Raw genomic sequence first — 20645 nt, 5'->3', positions numbered from 1 at the left:
CTTTCCTTTCAGATTTATCCGAATAGCCCGGAAAGCAGCGGAATCAACTGAGTTCCGATAAGGATAACCCCGCCTCCACTCATAAGCTGCTTGATTCCCTGTGATTTTGCACCCGGATTATCGTTGCCGTAACCTTCCATCAAGTTAATAACACCCCATACACCTAAACCTGCACCAATCGCCACAACAAGCGTCTGCAGAATGGTAATTGCTGAACTAAAAAATTGCATATCGTTACCTGAAATCCAGATTATTCATGGTTATTGCACAGGATTAAAAAAGCCGCTGTACTCTGCGGCGACTCTGTCTCTGGATTTCTTTTCCTTTCTTATTTTTTGTAATTCCTGTGCTTATGTTTTTATTTTTTCTTACAGGCTCCGCCCTGACTGGCGGACGAAAATGCTGACATGTTCTGTACTTAATCTTCCCCATCATCCTCCCACATCTCAAATTCATCATTGACCGTCATTACAAGCTCGTGCTTTAAATCTTTTTCCACATCATAGGTATTCCTCTTGTCAAAATCTGCCAGTTCCCGGTACTGCTTATGTTTGGTTATGTCAAATTTATCACTAAAAAACGGACGCACACCACGAAGTTGCAGGATACATTTATTTCCGTCCATTACCGCCAGTTCATCCCGGCTCATCAGTTCTTTTCCTGTTTTTTGGTAATTCAGACCATAAGATCGGCTTTGCCCACGGGTATCGGAAGTATTGTACAGATCAATGGTTTCCTTCCCCAGCGTTTCCGAAATTTCCTTTAAAGTAGAACCTTCCTTTCCTCCCAGGAACAGCATCGTATCACAATTCCCCAGAATGGTTTCTGCAGCATCCTTATAAATTGTCTTTAACTGGCTTTGTGACTGCAAAATAATAGAAGCCGATATTTCACGGCTTCTGATTGTGGCAATCAACTTATCAAATTTTGGAATCTGACCGATATTAGCAAACTCGTCAAGCAGAAGCCTGACGTGATAGGGAAGCCTTCCCCCATGCACATCATCCGCCCGGTCACATAATAAATTAAATAACTGAGTGTACATGATTGCTACGATAAAGTTAAAGGTATCATCCGTATCAGAAATGATTACGAACATCGCAGTACGCTGATCCCCCATCATATCCAATTCCATCTCATCATAAGAAGTCAGCTCTCGCAGTTCTGCAATATCAAAGGGAGCAAGTCTTGCACCGCAGGAAATCAAAATACTTTTTGCTGTTTTTCCTGCCGCCAGTTTGTATTTTTTATATTGGCGTACTGCAAAATGCTCCGGCTTTTCCCTCTCCAGTTCCTCAAAAAGTTCATCCACTGCATTTTTAAATTCTTCATCATCCTCCCTTGCTTCGGAAGCATTGATAAATTCCAGTAAAGTAGAAAAATTCTGTTCTTCCTCCGGTGCTTCATAGTAAATGTAGCCGATCAGGGCACAATACAAAAGCCTTTCGGCTTTTATCCAGAAATCTTCCGAAGATTTTTCCCCTTCTCCTTTGGTATTTGCAATGATTGTATTTACCAGTTTCAGAATATCCTTTTCGGAACGGATATACATAAACGGGTTATAGTGCATACTTTTTTTGAAATTGATCGTGTTCAGTACCTTGATTTTATAGGGTTCATACACTACATTCCCCTTACTGTCCCGGACAGGCTTCCCATCTTTCATTTTGGGGGAACCTTTCTTGAGCATTTTCCCACACTCTACCAGGATCGTGCCCTTCGGATCAGTGACCACATAGCTGACGTTTGGTGACATCTGCATCAGATTCGGTTTCACATAAAAGCGTGTCTTACCACTGCCGGAGCCGCCGATCACAATCACATTTTTATTTCTCGCATACTTCGGATGTTTCGGACGGCTGTTCATGGTAAGCCTCTCTGTCTGTGTAAGAAGTACGTTGTTTTCAAAAACAGGATCAATAAACGGTTCTATGTCCTTTGCCGTTCCCCAACGGGCAGAACCGTATTCCTCTCCCTGCCGGAACTTCTTTGCATTTTTCCCTTTAAAATACACAACCAGACGGAACGCTGATGCTCCTATGATACCTACTGTAATATCCTGCAGATGCAGGCTCGGAAAAGGATTCTGAAATGCAAGGGAAAAATTCAGAAACAAATTCATAAGCTTCCTTACCATACTGTCCCCTGTGCAGTAACGGTATAACCAGGCTTCCTTTTCTACCAGATAAAAAATGATAAAATAGGGAAAATTCCTTATGAGCAGCGTTTTCATATCAAGCCTTCCAAACTGCTCTTTTACTTTTCCCTGAACCATGGCAAGCCACGCACTTCCACCGGTCTTTTCCGAAGGCAGCTTTCTCTTTGCTGCCTTCCCCTCTCCGTTCTTTCTTTTTAACTGCTGTTTTCTCATCTTATAGGCTCTGCCCCCTGTCTTTCTGTTTTGTTTTTTCTCTCTCACGCTGTTTTGCTGCTTTCTCTTTCGCAAGAGACAATCTTTTGCGGATGGAAACCCGTTTGTTCTTATTCAGTACCACGCCGCTGTATTCCTGGAATGCTTTTGTCATAACATCCACATCTTTCGCCTTAAAAAAGACCATATACTTTGGCGGTTCAACAGACTTATCTTTCCTCAGGCTGTAATCAATCCCGTATTTCCGGGCAACTTTATCAAAAGATTTGATATTATTGTCCGTCACTTCAATATTAGTAAGCTGGCTTCCCTGATCCATCAGCTTTTTTAAAGTCTGCTTTCCTCTTACCGGGGCATTTTTTTCAGCCTTCTCCTGTGCTGCCTTCTCTGCTTTCTTATGTTTTACCTCCTGTTTATGCTTTTCCCTGTCTGAAAGATACTTCCGCATCAACCCTTTTAAAACATCCGCCGTCATTTTCGCACATCTGGTACATAAGGCAATCGTTTTCTGATTCACTTCTTCCTGCATCTTATCTGCCGGATTTTCCGGCTCCCTCCTTTCTCGCAGCTATATCCAGACAGGTATGTCACTGCTTTTTCATTTCCATCAAAAGTTTTACCATGCAATAACCGATACACGGAAAATGTTTCCCGTATGGGCAGAAATCGCAATTCCCGGTTTTCTGCTCTTTTATATCTTTTTGTCCTTCTGGAAGCAAATAAAAGCATTCTTTTCTGATACATCCGCCTTTCTTTCCGCCCCACCAGTAACACCATTCGCAATCTTCCGGCTTATCATTTGCATACTGCGGGCTACCCATCTTTCCACTTATCCTTTCTGCTCATCCAGCACCTCCATTAAAAAAAGGCGCATACAGACTTCTCCTGCCTATATACGCCCTTCCCGATCATTCAGTTTTCTTATTTTTTCTTACGTTTCAGATACCAAAGGGAACTTCCTGTCCCCGCACCTGCCAGCAGCAACAGGAACATCCAGACAAGGGGGTGTCTGTCGTCTCCTGTCTTTGGAGTATCCGGGACTGGTTTTTCCGGTTTTTCCTCATTTGGTTTTTCCGGTGACGCTTCCTTCTTGTCTTTCATAACAACTTTCTGGATTTCTCCTGTATCTTCCACCGTAAATCTCACATCCTCTGCTACAAGATAGCCCTCTGGTGCCGCTTCCTCATGCAGTGTGTATTCACCGATTGGAAGTTTTTCCATATAATAAGCCTTCTCACCGGATGTCCAGCTTTTTACGGTTTTCCCATTCTTATCCAGGATAGTCAGCTTTGCTCCCGGAAGTTCTTTTCCAGTTGCAATGTCCTGTTTTGAAATCTCTACCTTTGTCACATCATCCTTCATTTCCTGTTTCTGCACTTTTGCTGTATTTTCAACAGTAAATGTAATGCTCTCAGCAGTGACATATCCATCTGCCGGTTTTGTCTCTGTCATGGTATAAGATTTCCCAACTGCCAGCCCTTTGATCACATGTGCTTCTTCTCCTGAAACCCACTCGTCTACCATGTTTCCATCTTTATCCTTCACACAAAGATGTGCCCCTGGAAGCTCTTTTCCTGTAGTAAGGTCCGTCTTTGTAAACTCCATTGTGGTCGGCTCATTCTCAAACGTAAATTCATAGCTGACCTCTTCCTGTCCGGCTCCTGCATATGTAAAAGTAAAATCCTGTTCTTCCTCTGTTGCCACAAATCCCTCTGGGGCAGAAAGTTCTTTTACATAATATCTTCCATCTACCGGCAAGTCTGCCCTGAATACGATCTGACCTTTTTCATCCGTTGTCTTCTGCTCGATCAGGCTCTCTGCTTCCATCAGCACATTGCCATCTTTATTTTTGATGTCATCTCTGGTATAAAGTCCGAAAACTGCTCCTGCAAGGACACGTTCCCCGTCTTTTTCTTTCTTGAGGATAGATACCTGAACCTTCTGGCGTCTGTTCTGCCACTCTTCCTGAAATGTAATTACCGGCGTATCCTGATCCCGATAACTTAAATCCACATATCTCGGTTCTTTATCCAGTACAAAACCATGTGCAGTTTCTACTTCTTTCACATAATATCTGCCTGCCGGGAGATTTTCCATCTGTGCAATCCCATTATCGCCTGTAACAATTTTTCCTACCAGTTCATCTGCTTTAAAGTAATCCTCGCTGACACCATCTGCCGCATGAATATCCTCTGCCGCATAAACCTCAAATGTTACTTTGCTTAAGTTTCCGGAAATATATTCAAAAAGATGTTCCACAGCTCCTTTTACCTGATCCAGAAGCGTAATTTTATCAAGAAACTCCCCTTTTTTGTTGACGATCAGAAGTCCCGTAGGCACTTTGTCTTTCATTTCCACTTTCTGAATTTGAGCAGTATCATCCACCGTAAAAGTTATTTCTTCAGCTTTCAGATACCCGTATGGTGCAAATTCTTCCCGAAGTATATAGTTTTCCCCCACAACAAGACGTTTGATACTGTGGGGTTTCCCTTTTTCCGAAGTCCACTCATCCACAATATTTCCATCTTTATCAATTACTTTCAGGCTTGCTCCATCCAGTTCTTCTCCTGTGGTAATATCTGATTTTGTAAACGCAAAGGCTGTCGGTTCATTTTTCTTTACTGCTTTTAAAGTAACTGTTGCAATCTCCTGTCCCTGATAAGAAGCATCAAACTCCAGAATTTCATCAGAAGTGACATACCCAACCGGAGATTCCAATTCTTTTACAAAATACTTTCCAAGCGGAAGATCCAGAGTACAACGTGCAAGACCTTTTTCATCAGAGGTCATTTCCTGCAGAAGTGTTCCTGCCTCCACGATTACCTTATCATCCGCCAGAATATCATTTTTGTTATAAATTCCGAAAACCGCCCCAGATAAGACCGCTTCATTTTCAGCATCCTGTTTTTCCACTGTAATTTCAACTTTCTGCCGTTCATTTTTAATGGTCACTTCCTGCTCAACTACCGGCGTATCCTGATCCACATAAACAAATGCAACTTCTGAAGGTTCTTTGTCCGTCACGAATCCGTCCGGGGCTGTTTTCTCCATTACATAATAAGAACCCAGCGGAAGATTATCCAAAGTTGCTTTTCCATCTTCCCCTGTTTTCATTACACCTACAAGAGAATCCTTTGCATAAACAAGGATACGGTTTCCATCGGAATCTTTCTGGAAATCCGGCGTAAAAATATCTTCTGCCGCATATACTTCAAATTCTACATCTGCAAGATATTTTTCTTCATACAGGAAATCCTTGTCATATCCAGCAAGCATCTCTCCTTTTTTATATACTGTGAGTTTTCCTTTTACCGGATGGTTTTCATAAGAAACTTCAATCACTGCATCGCCGCTGACTGCATCCATCTGGTAAGCAGTATTGGAATCCACTTTGATCTCCACAAAGTTTTCATTTATGGTATAACCGTCCGGGGCTGTCACTTCCTCAATACGGTAATTTCCAATTTTAAGATTCTGAGGAAGGATCAGGTAGCCCTGACTGTCAGTGAAATAGGATTTATGGATGGTTGTAACCGGATAAGTCGTTACCTGTTCCACATACTTTTTATGATCCATGTCATAAATTTTAAATTCTGCACCGGCAACCAGTACGGGCTTCTTCGTTTCATCGTCTTTTTTGATGATCTTCAGCTTTGCTGCAAATTCCTTATCCAGAAGCACTCTCCATACCTGCGGCTCGTCCGGATGGTTTTCATGGATCGTCACCGTAAAATCCTGAACCGGCGTATAATTATGTGGTGTGGTAGTCTCCCTCACAATATAAGTTCCATATGGAAGCGGAATGCTGCAGGCATAACCCTTTTCATCCGTAAACATTTCTGTTGCCCCATCTGCACCGATCACAACAGGTTCTGCCGAATCAAAGTCATAACTTCCATCCGGTTTCTCTTTCAGACTGCTTTTTAAGTAAGCCGTAAAGCCTGCTCCCTTTAACAGTGCTGCATCCGTATCCCCGTTATTCGCTGCTTTGATGATCTGGAACGGCTGCTTCATAACCTGTTCTTCCGATTCCACGTTACGCTCAACTGTTTTTACCGTGTCGCCTTCATAGCTGCAGTCCACTTCATACTCTGTTTCATCCAGAAGATAGCCTGCCGGGGGAGTGATCTCTTTCACAAAATACTTTCCTAGATACAATTCCCCAATCTCTGCCTTTCCCTCTTTGTCTACGTTAAATGCTGCCACCTGTGTTCCGGCTTTATGAAGGACACCGGTGCTTCCATCCGGATGCACAATATCCTCTCTTGCATACAAACCATAGACAGCACCTTCAAAAACAGCATCCCCCTGTGGTGTACTGCCAGTCTCTTTGTCTTTCTTTACCAGAGAAATCCGGGCATTTACACGTTCGTTTTCAAAAATATGGGTAAAGGAAATCGTTTCCTCCCTGTCATTGGTATAATCAAACCTGAATGTAAATACTTCTTCGCTGTTCCTATAATATTTTTCAGGTGCTTGAAGTTCTTTCACATAGTAGGAATGATTGATCGGCAGTTCTGACTGATATGCCCCATTTCCATCTGCCCCTGTTGTAACCTTTTCAATCAGCGTATCTTTTGGGACTACCGTTTTTCCAGATACATCCTGAATATCCTCCCCGGCATACAGACCATAAATTCCTCCGGAAAGCGGATTTTTCGTCAGACCATCCTGCTTTCTGACAGAAACATTTGCTCTTTGTCGTTCATTGACAAAGGAGACACTTCCAACTGCCACTTCTACATTTTGTCCTGAATAGCTTAATGTAACGGTTTTCGATTCTCCTTTACAGACAAAGTTTTCCGGTGCCTTTACTTCCGTAACCTCATATGTTCCAAGATGCAGGTTTTTCAGGACTGCACTGCCATCCTCCCCGGTTGTAAGGTTTTCTTTTACAAGTTCCCCTTTTTTATAAATAAGCGTACCGTCTGCCGCTTTTATATCTGCTCCAGCATAGACGTTGTAAACAGCACCTTTTTGTCTCTGCTTTGTATAAGTAAACACCACTCCGTTTTCCGTAACAGAAGCCCCTGTCAGCACCTCACCTTCTTTATAGACAGTAAGATCTGCAAGCTGCTCTTTATCTGTCACAACCTTATTTGTAGGCTTTCCAATCACCAGATTTATCCCATATGAAGTTCCATCCAGAACATAACCAGCCGGGACAGAAATCTCTTTTAAGTAAACGGTTTCCTGTGTCTTTTCAATCGTGATAGAGGATGCACCTTTTTCATCTGTTGCAGGCATTGCAGTGATCAGGTTTTTCCCTGCCTCATCCCTGTAGATTCCATAAACTGCCCCCTTTATCAGTGCATTGCTTCTACGGTCTTTCTTTACAATACTGACGGTTGCCATCTTTACCCATTCCACTTTAAAATCTACATATTTTTCATCATCCACACCTTCTCCAAATACCAGTGCCAGATCCTGTGTCCCCGAACCGGTTGTGATCTTATAAGCCGAATAGTCTTTTGTGATACTGCCCTTCATAGTTGCAGACCATGATCCTTTCACATCTTCTGCCTGTGTCAGCGGCGCACTCAGATAAAACTTCGTACCACCGGACACTTCCACGCTTTCTCCTTCCTTACTTGTCTTCCCGGTTGTCACATTGTGGAATTTCACACCTGACGGAAGTTTCATGGTGATCGTCTGCTGTGCATCTGCACGGAATGTAACCTCTTCTGTCCTCTGTCTGTTTCCCTCGATATACGCTTTCACATTTCCATTGGAAAAAGACATTTCTACATCTGGAATATCCGATTGCTTGACACAGTAATCATAAAGTTCCATAGCCAATGCCTTTCCTGTTGCATTGGCACCGGAAAAAGCATCACTGCTCCCATTTGCATAAGCCGCTGCAAGATGGGTAATGATAAATCTTTTTCCTGCTGAAAACTCCGGATATTTCTCTGCAAAGAAACCTTCATTTCCACTTGCTTTCGTTCCGTAATAACATACTTTTGCAAGCGTTTTTCCATCTTGCAGCCTTGTAATGGTATAAGTTCCATTTCCTGGTCCCGGTTTGGATGGCTGTACACAATATGCTGTTGCCTTGACATTCCCAAAGGAAACAGTATAATGACAGGTCAGATAACTTCCAAGACCATAATCTGCATAATGATACCATTCCCCTGCTGTTACCGTTACCTGTTGTGAGGCTTTTGCAGAAAACAGGTTTACACTTCTGGCAGTAAACTGAAGGCTCTCCCCCTCTTCTAACTCCAGAAGGTTGACTCCCTGCTCTACTGCCTGCAGCATGACAGATCCAAGAGACAGCCCTGTTTCTGAGTCTACTGTTTCCTGTGTTTCTGCTTCTTCCAGCTCCTGATCCAGCTCTTCCTCAGAATGAATCTCCGTTTCTGGTTCTGTGCTGTTTTCTTCCGGCAAGCCTGTTTCCATCTGGATATTTTCTGTCATCTCTGCATGATCTGGATCTGCATCCTCACTTTCTTCTTCCGCATCGCCAGAGTTTTCTCCTGATGCCGCTTCCGCACTTTCTTTTGTCTGTACTACAGCAGCCCCTTCTTTTACAATCAGTTTTCTGCTGATCTGATATTTTGGATGGTCTGTTTTCTGCGGCTCCACATAGTAAACTGCCGTATAAGTATCCTCATGGTCTGTAGTAAATGTTTCTCCCTGTTCATTGAACGCTTCTTCAAAAGTCACTTTTACCTTTTTTCTGTCTGCAATCTTAATGCCGGAAAAATCCGCTTTTACATCAAGGGAATACCCTACCCCGATTTCCAGGTCATGGGCAGTCACTACTTCATCCTCATCCAACTGATCCTTTACCTCTTCATAAAGAGGTGGTTTTTCCTTTGCTGCATCTCTTTCAGCCGCATAAATATTTACTGGCTGAAATACGGTAGAAATAAGTGTAACTGCCGTAAGAAAGCCAGATACAGCCCGCTTCATTCTTCCTTTCATCCTTAAACCTCTCTTTCATTTTTTTCGTTACTGTTTTTTCATGATTCCATGCTATGTTTTCACTGGCACCCTCTCCTCTCGCTCTTTTATAAATTTGTATCGTTTTATCCTTAAATGTCCCGATAACAGTACATAAATACAGCGGTAAGCTCACGTTTTTCAAAAGCATTACCGCCACATCTATCTATTGTTATTCCTAATATCTCCCGGTACCGGTTTTCCCTTTTCAATCCACCTTCTATATGGCTCGTACTCTTCAAAACGTGGACATTTTGTTAAAATCTGTATCTGTCCGCACCACCGCTGCATATGCTGGCAGACCTTAAATGCCTGTAATTCTCTCTTTGAATATCTTTTTGCAGCATCCGGCAACCAGCGTCCGTTTCTGTCCACAAATTTCTGTTTATCATAGATCATTACAAATGGCATATATCCCATCGCCCGTAGTGTATAAATCCGGTAAAGATCCTCCTCCATACTACTCCAGTAATTTGTCAGCACATATACCCTGCACTGATTTTTTATTTTCAGACCGGATTCTTTGAAGAAACGAAATTTTTCTTCTAACAGTTCCCGTGGATCATCCCATGCAAAATGATAATCCTTTACTCTTATTTTTCTTAATACCTCAATAATTTCTTCATTCAAAAACCGGACATCCATCCCACCGTTAAACTCCACCTCCGCACCGGATGCTGCTAACTGCTCCAAAAGCTCCATCCGTTCTTTGCAGGCAAGCAGGTTCTGATCGAGGAGAAGGATTTTTCTCTGGTTGTGCCAAAACTCTGCAAGATCTGCCGCTTTCCTGCTGATACATCCATCCTTTTTCGGTGTGATACAAAATCCATGATTCTTCCTGGGACATCCCCTGGTCAGGAATCCATATGCTGTGTCTTTTGTAAATTGAGGATACAAACTGTAATCCGGATAAATATGCTCAATCTGGTCTGGAAGTGTATTTTCCAGATCATAACCACTCCCTCCCCGGAAAATAATTCCGGCTTTTGGAAGTTCCGGCTCTTTTGTTTCCGTAAAAATCTTGCTCACGAACAGTACCTCATATTCCCCATCTTTTTTGGCAAACTCTACATTATTCCCTTTCGCCTTGTAATAAGCCGAAAGTTTCATCAATGGAAGATTTGGAAAATGGTAACTGTCACAATCAATAAGTCCTATCTTCATAGCGTCCCCCTTCCTTTTTATTTTTGCTGTATAACAGCACATATATATGGCGGTAACTGCTTCTTTTCAGACCAGCCACCGCCATATCAATCTACTGTTATTTTTAGGTTTGAGCGTTTTCCTGTGTTCTTCCCGGACACGTTCCTGCTCCGGTTCCTGATGTTTCCGCAGCGTCATGGTTTCCCACCACTGGCAAGGCACGCAAAATGCACACACAATGCTAGGTATCTATCCGGGCAGGGTATGAAATTTTCAAGGTTCAGGAAAGGTCAAAAGAAAACCCCTTCACTAACTGCATAGTGAAAGGGGTAAAATTAAACGGGGATATGAAATTTTTTGAAAATAATTTTTGAGAGATTGTGAAACTGCCTTTCTGATGCTATAATAAAAGCAACCGGAAAGGAGGCTGTTTTCATGTTAAAGATGATGATTTGTATGGACAATGAAAAGATAGCTGCTGAACAAAAATACCATTTGGAAAGCATTTATAATACACTCAATAACACATTCCATAACGCCGGGCTTCTCCGCATGGAAGATAACTCAGGGGCATTGGTGTACCGTGACTGCGGACGTGCAAAAGACTTCAGTCTGTTTGGGAAAATTGTAAACCTCCTGAAAAAACAGGCATGGTTTATGGACAATGTATCTGTCTGGCGGCTGTACGACAGCGATGATTCTGATAATCCAGACGATTTCAATGAAGAAGATCTGCTTACGCATTACCGGAAAAAACAGGCAATGGGGGCTTGATCTTTGGAAAGAAAATATTTTAAGGCATTGAATTTTGACTTAGATACGCACCAGTTACAGGAACACTACCCCGGAGCCAATTATCGGCAGGCTTATGATGATTTACGCCGTTTCTTTAAACGGCATCATTTTTCCCACAGGCAGGGTTCCGGGTACATATCTGATGAAAAATTAACAACGGCAGATATTTATGATTTGATGGATGATCTCAGCCAGCAACTCCCATGGATTGGACTTTGTGTCAATAAAATTGATGTAACAAATGTGGGCCGGCAGCATGATCTGACGGAACTTCTGAAACCATCTGAAGAAGTCACCCTGGATGATTCCTTATTGCTCATCCAGCCAAATGATACCGACACCAAATAAACCGAAAAGACAGGCAGAGCTATTTTTTGCTGGCTCTGCCTTTTCCCTTTTATACTTTTTCTAATATTTCCCTAAGTTTCTGCAGCACTGCTTTTTTTCTGTTTGTAATCGTTTTTCTACTGTATCCAAGCTGTGCCGCTGTTTCTTTTACTGTTTTTTCTTCATAGAACAACAAAAAAATCAAAAGCCGTTCTTCTTCTGACAAAGCCAGAACCCCCTGTCTCAGCCATTCTTTCTTTTCTTTTTCGATACAGGCTTCTTCCGGGCTATTATCCCATATGTTTATTCTTTCCTGTACAAGCTGCCCTATTGCCTCCAGACTGCATACACCATGTTTTTTCTGCTTTTCTATCTGGTATTTCTCTCTGCGTCTGGATTGATACCATTCCAGGTAAACCTCCTTTGTTACTTCCACCAAAAGACCATTGGAATAAAGCACATACCGTTCCCGTTCTTTTGGTTTTTTCCCACGCATCAGGCATTCCTCCCTTTTGCTGCCCCCTTCCTATCCAAGGAAGGGTATTCTCTAAGTATCCTCTGCCTTCCCCTGATCAGAAGCCACGACACTGCCGGAACTGTAATCCCCATCTCTTTTGCAACCTCTTTCATGGTTTTTCCTTCTACAGCATAAGCTTCCATAACCCTTCTCTGGCGTCCTGTCAGACAGCCCAATACCTTTCTGATCATTTCTCTTTGTATCACACAGTCAAAAACAGAATCCTCTGCATCAGCCAATTCCTGCCAGTCCTCCGCAGCGAAATGGTAGGATACGGTATGGTTCTGTTCCTTTGTTTCCAGATTCCGGAACAGACGGTCCTCCCCTTCCAATACCAGACGGATATACCATGCCTCTTTTTCAAAAAGCCTTGCAGACACGGTACAGACATAAGGTGGGAATCCATAACAATAATCCCCACACGGATGTACCGGGAAAACAGTCGCAGATCCATCCGCTTCATAAAGGGCATACCCATTGGGATAAACCGTGATTGCTGCTGTTTCATTGATTTTTCTTTCCATAATGCTCCTTTCATTATTTTTCAGATAATTTGCTGTTGGGATTCTCTGCTCCGGAACCGGGCAGCCAATGAGTTGTTTTAATTCCTGCAGTGTTACCATATCTACCATCCTTTTCCCGGATGGCTGGAACTGTACCGCACAGGCAGAAAAAAACAATTCCAGCTCACCCGTTTTTTTTAATGGGAGCCGGAATCTTCTTCTACAGCCTGTACGTCGTCCGTTCTCATGTATTTATTTTAGAAAAAAACAGCCCTGTTTTCCTCAACCGATAAGTGGAAAACAAATTATTTAAACACACAATACGCAGAAATTCCTTATCTTCTCTCTAATCCATCAATCAGCGTTTCCATTGTCTTGACTACAATCTCCTGTTCTTTTTCCTGCAGCTTCCATATTCTACGGCACACATTTTGTATCTGATGGCTTTCCTGCGGTGACTGTCCAACAGTATCTAATAAAGTATCTGCACCCATGCATAAAACTTCCACCAGCTTTCGGAACGTCTCCACAGACATTGCCATCTGTCCTCCTTCAATCCTGCTCACTGTGTTGGAATTGATTCCCGCCCGTTCTGCCAGTTCCTCCTGTGATAGTTTCAGTTCTATACGTCTGCTGCGGATACGTATTCCCAGTTCCATCAGTTCTCTGGATTTAACACGGTTTCCCAACACAATACCCTCCTGCAACATGTTCCAACTTTGCGACACTGTGACGCAAAGTTTATTTTATTTTCTTTGTTTTCTCTTGTTCTTGATGCATAATCCCTGTCATTTTCTCATCCGCCCTTTTTCCTGCAATGACCATTGGATATAGCACCAATCCTCCTAGTACCTGCACAACCAAAAATATTTTAAAAAAAATCATGTATTCTTTGTTCCTTTCTGTTTCTTCCTATATTCCCGTTCCTTTCTTCTCCACTCTTCACTTTTCCATGGTCCTGAAAAAAGGGTAGAAAGAAGAAAAATAATATCTACTGCCAGCATCAATGCTGCCACCACTAAAAATGCAATTTCAAATACAAGCATCTTCCATCCTCCTGAGATAAATTTCTCGAATCAAAAAAGCAACCAAATTCTCATTTAGCTGCCTTTTTTTAATCCCCTATTCTGTTTTATCCTTCCCGGTCAGAAAGGCTTCCGCCGTCAGCCGTGTTCCCAGTGCCATTCCCTGTATAAAACATTCCTCATTCTCCAGAGTTGCCAACAAACTGAAATACTCCTTGTAGTTTTCCAACAGGTCTGCCTGCTCTTTTGTAAGCTCTTTTTTCATATCACTTTCCAGTTCATCCAACAGGTGCATAGTATCTTTGTATTCCTGCTTCTTTGGACAGCACATTTCCCTGGGCATGATTCCGTCCCGGAATAACTGTTCCATTGTCCATCCCATCCTCATTCCTCCATTCCTGATTTTCTTATCCTGCATACCCACACAATACCTGCATATATTCCCCATATCAAATAGACAGCTGCTTCCGCCAGTTTCCACAGCATGACCATACTTCCGACAACACCTCCAATCAAAATTTGGAATACCAGAAATCCCAGTGTCCCTCCCAGATCGGTTCGTCCCGGTACAATCCATACCAGCATTTTCCCTATTCCAAAGGGAATCCCCATCAGCAGAACCAGCAACCGATAATCACATTTCCCCTGCTCCATACAGAACGGACGCAGTAGAAAAAACAGGAGTATTGCTGCCAATACCGGATATACCACTTTGCCAGCAAATTTATGTGCGGTCATTTTCATCCACCTCCATACAGGTCATGGTTGACCTCTGCGTGATAATAGTGATCCATTGTCATTACGGAATTATAAAGTGTGGTCAACAAATATGCTTTAATATTTCCGACCTTTGTTGTGTTGTTTTTCAGGCATTCCGTAACATATTCGATATGCGGATACCGAAGCTGCATAAAGCGGCTCTTTACAATCTCAGCCGGCCTGTCTGCTCCGGCGATCCGTACCATTTGCCCTTTCGGGAGCATCATGGCTTCTACCATCAGTTCTACCAGTTCATCAACCTCTTCCTTTGTTCCATATCCCCTGTGTTCAAAAGCTTCGTAAGAAATATTTTCACGGATCAATGTGCGGTAAGCATTCATCCTCTCTATCTCATCCATCGTCTCCTCTTTCGTTTTACCTGCAGCATAAGATGGATAAGATAGATAATCCTCAGTATCACTAATATCCGTCTTGCTAAAATCAGTATCACTATATTCAGTGTTATTATTATCAGTATTATTAGAGTATGATTTTGGAACTTCTGGAAGTTCGATTTTCATACTTCCTGAAGTTTGATTTTCACACTTCTTGAAGTTTGATTCTGGAACTTCTTGAAGTTTGATTTTCATACTTCTTGAAGTTTGGTTTTCACACTTCTTGAAGTTTGATTTTGGAACTTCTTGAAGTTTGATTCTGGAACTTCTTGAAGTTTGATTTTCATACTTCTGTGTATTTTCAAGGCTTTCCTGGCTTTTTTCTTCTGTTTCTACCGTTTCTTTCAGCATGAAATTCTTCACATAAATTACATTCGCTCTGCCAAGTCCCAGCCTTTTTTTCTCAATCAGACCAATCCCTTTTTCAGAATCAAGCTCTGCAAGGTTCTTGACTGCTTTCTGTCTTCCGCATCCCAGTAGTTCCATGATCTCCTCTATGGTAAAAATAATATATACCCTGTCCTTTTCATCAAACCATCTGTTTTTAATACTGAGGCTCATACGATCCAGCATCAGACCGTATAATACCTTTGCTTCACAGGACAGTTCTTTAAAGCACTCTGCCGTAAACAGGACTTTGGGAACACGGTAAAAACTATACTGTTCCGCTTCCATGCCCCGAAAATACTCAAACTGTATCTTTTCCATTTACCGGTTCCTCCTCTCCCATTTCTTTTTTCCACTGCTCCAACAGCCTGTAGATCACTTCTTCCATCTCTGTTTTTGTGTATGAAGGTGGAAAATAATCACGAACCTTCTTTGCCGGGATTGTAACGCCCTGGCTGCCCTTTTCTTTTCTGATAAGGACTGCAAACACTCTTCCTTCTGTCAGCTCTCCGCTCTCCTGCATGGTCTTTATCTGCTCTGCCTGTGCCTTTGACGGGTATACACCGCAATCCGCAACCGCACCTGCTACCCAACCTTGTGCTTCCTTTGTCAGATAAGACAGCTTCTCCCCTGCCATCATGGGTATTTTCCCGCTATCTACTGCATCCAGAAGTTCTTTTACAAGTTCCGCCAGACGGATATACCTCTGTACGGTTCTTCCGCTGTCACCAGCAGTTTCCCCCACAAGGACTGCCGTATTTTTTCCTTTGCTTCCCTGGTGTTTCAATGCTTCATACTTCATTTTATAAGCATAGGCTTTTTCACTGGGCAGTATATCTTCCCTCTGGATGTTCGTATCCACCATGATTACTGTGGCTGTATCATCATCCATTTCCCGGATGATCACTGGCATTTCAGAAAGACCTGCCAGCTCACAGGCCCTCCATCTACGATGTCCGGCTATTACTTCATATCCTCCTGCCGGATATGGACGGACAATTCCCGGCATCAACACCCCATATTGTTTAATACTTTCTACCGTCTCCTGCATTTTTTCATCATCCGCAACACGAAACGGATGGTCTTTAAAAGTATGTAACTGGGAGAGGGGAACGGTTGTCACCCTTTCCCCTGAATCTAAAGAAGCTGTGCCAAACAGATCATCAAAAGAAGTCAGCTTTACTTTCTCTGCACTTTTATTCATTGTCCAGTACCTCCTCCGTCAGATAACGGTATCCCTCTGCTACGATTCCTTTCGGATCATGACGGTAAATGCTCTTTCCCTCTGCAGGTGTTTCTGCGGCTCTGATAGACATGGGGATGCAGTTCGTAAAAATATGTATCTGGTTTCCATAAACCTCCCATATCTTCCGGGCAATATCCCTTGCAAAATTTGTACGGCGGTCTACCTTTGTAAATAAGATTCCCATAATGGAAAGCTCTGGATTCAGTTTCCTGCGTACTCTTCCTATGGTTTTAATAAGCTGCTGAAGCCCTTTGACCGGAAGATATGTTGCTTCAACGGGTATCAGAACACTGTCTGCCGCTACAAGGGCATTAATCGTTATCATACCAAGGGATGGCATACAGTCGATCAGGATATAATCGTAATCCTTTTTCTGGGCGGCAAGATACTGGCGTAATACCATTTCCCGACTCATTACATTCACCAGGGCAGTTTCCACCCCTGCCAATTCAATATTTGCAGGGATAAAATCAATCCCTTCTTCATGCCGGATCATTCCCTCCTGTGGTTCCAGCTCTTCGTCATTGATTACTTTTTCCATGATATTTGCAAGTGTGACCTCCAGTTCATCCGGCTCCTGTACTCCCAGGCTTGCAGCCATGCTTCCCTGTGCATCTGCTTCGATTAATAGCACTCTCTTTCCTGCTCTTGCCAGTCCAATCCCTAAATTTACACATGTGGTGGTTTTTCCCACTCCGCCTTTCTGGTTTGCGATTGCGATAACTCTGCACATATTACTTTCCTCCGTCTTTTATTTCTCTTCTTTTTCTATTTCCGCATAAACACGGACATATTGATCTGTTCCCTTGTTTTTAAACGGCTTCGACACATCCTTCACTTTAATCTCCCCGTGCCGTTCCATGAGTCCCTTGAACCAGCGAATATCCTTTAAGGTTCCCTGCATCCTAATTTTCAACATAACTATCCTCCCAATCCACATAAAAGCAATACTCCGGATAGCGTATTTTGACCGCTTCCCAAAAATACCGAGCGTAACCACAGCAGAATAATTCCTCTACCGTATAAAGACTGCACTCCTGTAATTGTCCTTCCAGATCAGAATCTTCAAAATTATAAATACTGGGTGTTCCGTTGCAGTAAAGATTAAATGCCATCCGGATAATTTTTACACTGCCGCTGGTCTGCCAGCCTTCCTGCAGACACTCTGGTTTCACACATCCTGTCTGAAAATCATAAATCTGCTTCACATGATCTCTGGTGTCACGGTCAATTCCAAGGCAATAGACCAATGCTTTATGGTACACATCCTGATACCGGCATTTTGACAGGTACTTTTGATAAAATTTTTCATGTTCCTTGTTCTTGAAAGTAATTGTGCAAGTTGTTTTCTGATTTGCTCTTACCGCTGTGCTTCTCATGTTTCATTCCTCCTGATTTTTAATTTTTAAAAGAACATTCATTCACAAATGTTCAAATATAAAAAATAAGGACACCCGTATTTAACAGGTATCCCTATAATCTATCATTTATCTGATAGCCAAATATTCACTTTCATATCTCAGGATTTTTTGTGTTCCCCGTACCGAGGTCTAAGGCTACAATCACCGTTACTTTATTTACAAGTACCTTTTCCTTATGATTTTCACCAATTTCATTGAAACTGAAAAACTCCACAAAGTGCGTAAATTCAAGGATTTCTACATATCTTTGCGATGTAGTCCCACCACAGTCTCCACATGAACCCCTTGCGGAAACATATCAGTAGTAGAAACCCGCGTCAGGTCATAATCCTCCGCACACAGCACCTTCAGATCCCTCGCCAATGTCGCACTGTCACAGCTCACATACACAACCCTCTCCGGCTTCATTTTAAGGATCGTATTCAGAAGTACCTCATCACAGCCCTTCCGTGGCGGGTCTACCACGATAACGTCTGCATAAACGCCATTCTTCTCATACTCTCTCGGCAGCACTTCCTCTGCTTTTCCGACAAAAAACTCTACATTCTCAATGCCATTGAGCTTCGCATTCTCTCTTGCATTGTCAATGGCCTGTGGTACGATCTCCACGCCGCGGACGAATTTTGCTTTCTGGGCCAGGAACAGGGAGATAGTTCCGATTCCGCAGTACAGATCCCAGACAGTTTCATTTCCCGTAAGGCCGGCGTACTCCAGAGCCTTTCCATACAGTTTTTCGGTCTGGATGGGATTGACCTGGAAAAAGGACAGGGGAGAGATCTGATAGGAAATATCTCCGATGCTGTCCGTTATATAGGACTGTCCCCAAAGGAGGCGAAGCTGATCACCCAGGATCACATTGTTCCGTTTTTTATTAACATTGATGGTAATGCTGGTCATTTCCGGAATTTCACAGAGTGATTCCACAAGAGCCTTTTCTGCAGGGATCTTATCTCCGTTTAAGATCAGACAGACCATCATCTCATCTGTATGGAAGCCATAACGAATCATAATATGACGTACAAGACCTTTTCCCGTAGTCTCATCGTAAGGCTGTACATGATATTTTTCCATGTGTCCGATCACACGGTCCAAAACCTCTTTATTCTGTTTCACTCCCAGAATACATTCCCGGTTATCAATGATGGAGTGGGTTCTTCCTGCATAAAAGCCTGTGATGATCTTTCCGTCTTTATTTTTTCCTACCGGAAACTGTGCCTTGTTTCGATAATGATAGGGGTCTTCCATCCCCATGATCGGTTCCATATCAAGATTCTGAAAACCTCCGATTCTTTCCAGATGTCCACGAACCTTTTTCTCTTTAAATTTCAGCTGCTGCTCGTAGGATAATGCCTGAAGCTGGCATCCTCCGCACTGGCGGGCAATAGAGCAGGCAGGTTTCACACGGTATGGAGACGGTGTGATCACCTCCATCAGGCGGCCATAGCCATAGTTCTTTTTTGCCTTGATGATCTTGGCTTTGATCCGGTCTCCGATCACGGCGTCTTTCACAAAAACGGTGAAGCCATCGGCTTTCCCGATACCTTCACCGTCAACTCCGCAATCCTCTATATCTAAAGTGAGTATATCGTTTTTACGGAATTCCATGTATTAAATATCTCCTGTTCTTCTTAAATTGGACTCAAAAAGCCGGTTGAAACCAAGCCATTCTTTTTTGCCTTTGTCTGCGTGGAAAATTTCTGTCAGTGTCTCCATCCTTGCATCTGTATTGTCTGCCAGATTCAGGGCAACTGCCTCTGCAAGTGCCGGTTTCTTGGGAGAACCGTACTCCAACTCACCATGATGTGCAAGAATACAGTGGATCACCTGATTCTCAATCTTCTCCGGAAAATCCGGAATCTCTTTTGCAAGATCATGTACCATCTGTGCCCCGATCACAATATGTCCCAGAAGCTGTCCCTCATCTGTATAATCATTCATCGGAAAAGCAGAAAGCTCCTTAGTTTTACCCACATCATGAAGAAGTGCAGTTGTGATCAGAAGATCACGGTTTAAAACAGGATATGCATTCGCCATGTAATCACAGAGACGTGTCACTCCAAGAGTATGTTCCATCAATCCACCGATAAAGCCATGATGTACGGTCTTGGCCGCAGAATGTCCCTCAAATATCTTCATAAATTCCTGATCTTCTACAAAAAGCTTCTTCAGAAGCTGGGAAAGATAGGGATTCTTCACACTGTTGATAAGCTCTCGCAGCTGGCTCTGCATATCATCCACACTGTTCTCACTGGTAGGAAGATAATCTGCCGGATCATACTCCCCTTCTCCTGCCTTGCGTGCTCTCTTGATATTCAGCTGCATGGCGCCTGCAAAGCTTGTCACATCTCCCATGATCTCAATGTAATCAAGAGCATCAAAATCATCAATTCCCAGAGAATTGGGATCCCAGATCTTACCATCGATCACACCTGTTTTATCCTGAAGGATCAGATTCTCATAAGGCTTGCCATTCTTCGTTGTAGCTGCCTGTTTCTGTTTGCAGAGATAGATCCCGTTTACTCTGTCTCCTTCATGTAATTCATTTAAAAAACGCATAAATTCTTGCCTTTCTGTTCTTTTTACTTTCAAAGCGGACATACTTACGAACGCATCTACTTCACACTTTGCATTCACAACCAGTCTTTCTTTACGATCTCTGGCTGTACCCCGGTCCGGGCTTCCCTGCATTTCTGCGCGGTTTCCATTTACTTCCGGGCTTTATTCAGTATCATAACACATTTTACTTTCCTTTGCTATGGAAATCATGTAAAATAGGAAACGAAGTGTTTTTTTGCATATCCTGTGTTA

General features: G+C 42.8%; 21 protein-coding genes. 2 read left to right on the top strand and 19 right to left on the bottom strand.

The annotated features are described in order from the left end of the window. Positions 1-14: 14 nt before the first annotated feature. From MUB50_RS03030 to MUB50_RS03010, 5 genes are all read right to left on the bottom strand, one after another. Positions 15-230: a Maff2 family mobile element protein gene (locus MUB50_RS03030; RefSeq protein WP_117804296.1), complete on the bottom strand. Its 216-nt coding sequence runs from the start codon at positions 228-230 to the stop codon at positions 15-17. A 188-nt stretch (positions 231-418) separates the two neighbouring features. Beyond that, positions 419-2233, bottom strand: a complete 1815-nt coding sequence (locus tag MUB50_RS03025) for a VirD4-like conjugal transfer protein, CD1115 family (protein WP_370810286.1) — start codon at positions 2231-2233, stop codon at positions 419-421. 139 nt (positions 2234-2372) lie between these two features. Next, complete coding sequence (locus MUB50_RS03020; protein WP_117804297.1) at positions 2373-2900, bottom strand: PcfB family protein; 528 nt, start codon at positions 2898-2900, stop codon at positions 2373-2375. A 392-nt stretch (positions 2901-3292) separates the two neighbouring features. After that, on the bottom strand, positions 3293-9301 hold the full coding sequence (locus MUB50_RS03015) for a SpaA isopeptide-forming pilin-related protein (RefSeq protein ID WP_117804299.1): 6009 nt from the start codon (positions 9299-9301) through the stop codon (positions 3293-3295). A 180-nt stretch (positions 9302-9481) separates the two neighbouring features. Then, entirely contained in the window at positions 9482-10483 is a 1002-nt protein-coding gene (locus MUB50_RS03010) for a radical SAM protein (protein ID WP_117804300.1), read from the bottom strand. A gap of 414 nt (positions 10484-10897) precedes the next feature. Here MUB50_RS03010 and MUB50_RS03005 point away from each other — a divergent pair, with 414 nt between their 5' ends. Next, on the top strand, positions 10898-11236 hold the full coding sequence (locus MUB50_RS03005; protein WP_117804301.1) for a hypothetical protein: 339 nt from the start codon (positions 10898-10900) through the stop codon (positions 11234-11236). Between the two features lie 3 nt (positions 11237-11239). Further along, entirely contained in the window at positions 11240-11605 is a 366-nt protein-coding gene (gene vapD, locus MUB50_RS03000) for a VapD family protein (RefSeq protein ID WP_117804302.1), read from the top strand. Between the two features lie 49 nt (positions 11606-11654). Here vapD and MUB50_RS02995 read toward each other — a convergent pair whose 3' ends face one another. From MUB50_RS02995 to MUB50_RS02930, 14 genes are all read right to left on the bottom strand, one after another. Next, complete coding sequence (locus MUB50_RS02995) at positions 11655-12080, bottom strand: sigma-70 family RNA polymerase sigma factor (RefSeq protein ID WP_117804303.1); 426 nt, start codon at positions 12078-12080, stop codon at positions 11655-11657. Further along, positions 12080-12724, bottom strand: a complete 645-nt coding sequence (locus MUB50_RS02990; protein ID WP_158565826.1) for a sigma-70 family RNA polymerase sigma factor — start codon at positions 12722-12724, stop codon at positions 12080-12082. Before MUB50_RS02990 ends, MUB50_RS02995 begins: the two co-directional genes overlap by 1 nt. Before the next feature lie 215 nt (positions 12725-12939). Next, a complete protein-coding gene (locus tag MUB50_RS02985; RefSeq protein ID WP_181988433.1) occupies positions 12940-13293 on the bottom strand; it encodes a helix-turn-helix domain-containing protein in 354 nt (117 codons plus the stop codon). A gap of 52 nt (positions 13294-13345) precedes the next feature. Then, entirely contained in the window at positions 13346-13489 is a 144-nt protein-coding gene (locus MUB50_RS02980) for a hypothetical protein (protein ID WP_158565827.1), read from the bottom strand. Further along, a complete protein-coding gene (locus tag MUB50_RS02975; RefSeq protein ID WP_158565828.1) occupies positions 13486-13650 on the bottom strand; it encodes a hypothetical protein in 165 nt (54 codons plus the stop codon). Before MUB50_RS02975 ends, MUB50_RS02980 begins: the two co-directional genes overlap by 4 nt. Before the next feature lie 76 nt (positions 13651-13726). After that, complete coding sequence (locus tag MUB50_RS02970; protein WP_117804306.1) at positions 13727-14011, bottom strand: DUF6809 family protein; 285 nt, start codon at positions 14009-14011, stop codon at positions 13727-13729. 2 nt (positions 14012-14013) lie between these two features. After that, on the bottom strand, positions 14014-14367 hold the full coding sequence (locus MUB50_RS02965; protein ID WP_117804307.1) for a DUF6050 family protein: 354 nt from the start codon (positions 14365-14367) through the stop codon (positions 14014-14016). Between the two features lie 2 nt (positions 14368-14369). After that, a complete protein-coding gene (locus MUB50_RS02960) occupies positions 14370-15491 on the bottom strand; it encodes a DUF6017 domain-containing protein (RefSeq protein WP_117804308.1) in 1122 nt (373 codons plus the stop codon). Beyond that, positions 15472-16374 (bottom strand): ParB/RepB/Spo0J family partition protein, encoded by a 903-nt coding sequence (locus tag MUB50_RS02955; RefSeq protein ID WP_117804309.1) that lies wholly within the window; start codon positions 16372-16374, stop codon positions 15472-15474. The genes MUB50_RS02960 and MUB50_RS02955 overlap by 20 nt, the downstream gene beginning before the upstream one ends. Further along, positions 16367-17149 carry a ParA family protein gene (locus MUB50_RS02950; RefSeq protein WP_117804310.1) on the bottom strand — a complete coding sequence of 261 codons (783 nt, stop codon included), beginning with the start codon at positions 17147-17149 and terminating at the stop codon, positions 16367-16369. The genes MUB50_RS02955 and MUB50_RS02950 overlap by 8 nt, the downstream gene beginning before the upstream one ends. A gap of 18 nt (positions 17150-17167) precedes the next feature. Further along, on the bottom strand, positions 17168-17335 hold the full coding sequence (locus MUB50_RS02945; protein ID WP_181988432.1) for a hypothetical protein: 168 nt from the start codon (positions 17333-17335) through the stop codon (positions 17168-17170). Further along, positions 17322-17795 carry a DUF6075 family protein gene (locus tag MUB50_RS02940; protein ID WP_117804311.1) on the bottom strand — a complete coding sequence of 158 codons (474 nt, stop codon included), beginning with the start codon at positions 17793-17795 and terminating at the stop codon, positions 17322-17324. The genes MUB50_RS02945 and MUB50_RS02940 overlap by 14 nt, the downstream gene beginning before the upstream one ends. A gap of 279 nt (positions 17796-18074) precedes the next feature. Further along, positions 18075-19442: a 23S rRNA (uracil(1939)-C(5))-methyltransferase RlmD gene (gene rlmD, locus MUB50_RS02935; RefSeq protein ID WP_244790042.1), complete on the bottom strand. Its 1368-nt coding sequence runs from the start codon at positions 19440-19442 to the stop codon at positions 18075-18077. A 3-nt stretch (positions 19443-19445) separates the two neighbouring features. Next, positions 19446-20393 (bottom strand): 3'-5' exoribonuclease YhaM family protein, encoded by a 948-nt coding sequence (locus MUB50_RS02930; protein WP_118514797.1) that lies wholly within the window; start codon positions 20391-20393, stop codon positions 19446-19448. Positions 20394-20645: the final 252 nt, after the last annotated feature.

The organism is Blautia sp. NSJ-140 (genome assembly GCF_022868965.1).
Classification (GTDB): Bacteria; Bacillota; Clostridia; order Lachnospirales; family Lachnospiraceae; genus Blautia_A.
The sequence above is the reverse complement of the archived record's forward strand: the minus strand, read 5'-3'. Positions and strand labels throughout refer to the sequence as shown.

Excerpts from the sequence above, each read along its gene's own strand:
- MUB50_RS02970 (WP_117804306.1), bottom strand. The coding sequence starts at position 14,011 with ATGGGATGGACAATGGAACAGTTATTCCGGGACGGAATCATGCCCAGG.
- MUB50_RS03025 (WP_370810286.1), bottom strand. The coding sequence starts at position 2,233 with ATGAAAACGCTGCTCATAAGGAATTTTCCCTATTTTATCATTTTTTAT.
- MUB50_RS02960 (WP_117804308.1), bottom strand. The coding sequence starts at position 15,491 with ATGGAAAAGATACAGTTTGAGTATTTTCGGGGCATGGAAGCGGAACAG.
- MUB50_RS02980 (WP_158565827.1), bottom strand. The coding sequence starts at position 13,489 with ATGATTTTTTTTAAAATATTTTTGGTTGTGCAGGTACTAGGAGGATTG.
- MUB50_RS02930 (WP_118514797.1), bottom strand. The coding sequence starts at position 20,393 with ATGCGTTTTTTAAATGAATTACATGAAGGAGACAGAGTAAACGGGATC.
- MUB50_RS02975 (WP_158565828.1), bottom strand. The coding sequence starts at position 13,650 with ATGCTTGTATTTGAAATTGCATTTTTAGTGGTGGCAGCATTGATGCTG.
- MUB50_RS03015 (WP_117804299.1), bottom strand. The coding sequence starts at position 9,301 with ATGAAAGGAAGAATGAAGCGGGCTGTATCTGGCTTTCTTACGGCAGTT.
- MUB50_RS03020 (WP_117804297.1), bottom strand. The coding sequence starts at position 2,900 with ATGCAGGAAGAAGTGAATCAGAAAACGATTGCCTTATGTACCAGATGT.
- MUB50_RS02995 (WP_117804303.1), bottom strand. The coding sequence starts at position 12,080 with ATGCGTGGGAAAAAACCAAAAGAACGGGAACGGTATGTGCTTTATTCC.
- MUB50_RS02945 (WP_181988432.1), bottom strand. The coding sequence starts at position 17,335 with ATGTTGAAAATTAGGATGCAGGGAACCTTAAAGGATATTCGCTGGTTC.
- MUB50_RS02990 (WP_158565826.1), bottom strand. The coding sequence starts at position 12,724 with ATGGTAACACTGCAGGAATTAAAACAACTCATTGGCTGCCCGGTTCCG.
- MUB50_RS02955 (WP_117804309.1), bottom strand. The coding sequence starts at position 16,374 with ATGAATAAAAGTGCAGAGAAAGTAAAGCTGACTTCTTTTGATGATCTG.
- MUB50_RS02940 (WP_117804311.1), bottom strand. The coding sequence starts at position 17,795 with ATGAGAAGCACAGCGGTAAGAGCAAATCAGAAAACAACTTGCACAATT.
- rlmD (WP_244790042.1), bottom strand. The coding sequence starts at position 19,442 with ATGGAATTCCGTAAAAACGATATACTCACTTTAGATATAGAGGATTGC.
- MUB50_RS03030 (WP_117804296.1), bottom strand. The coding sequence starts at position 230 with ATGCAATTTTTTAGTTCAGCAATTACCATTCTGCAGACGCTTGTTGTG.
- MUB50_RS03005 (WP_117804301.1), top strand. The coding sequence starts at position 10,898 with ATGTTAAAGATGATGATTTGTATGGACAATGAAAAGATAGCTGCTGAA.
- MUB50_RS03010 (WP_117804300.1), bottom strand. The coding sequence starts at position 10,483 with ATGAAGATAGGACTTATTGATTGTGACAGTTACCATTTTCCAAATCTT.
- MUB50_RS02965 (WP_117804307.1), bottom strand. The coding sequence starts at position 14,367 with ATGACCGCACATAAATTTGCTGGCAAAGTGGTATATCCGGTATTGGCA.
- MUB50_RS02950 (WP_117804310.1), bottom strand. The coding sequence starts at position 17,149 with ATGTGCAGAGTTATCGCAATCGCAAACCAGAAAGGCGGAGTGGGAAAA.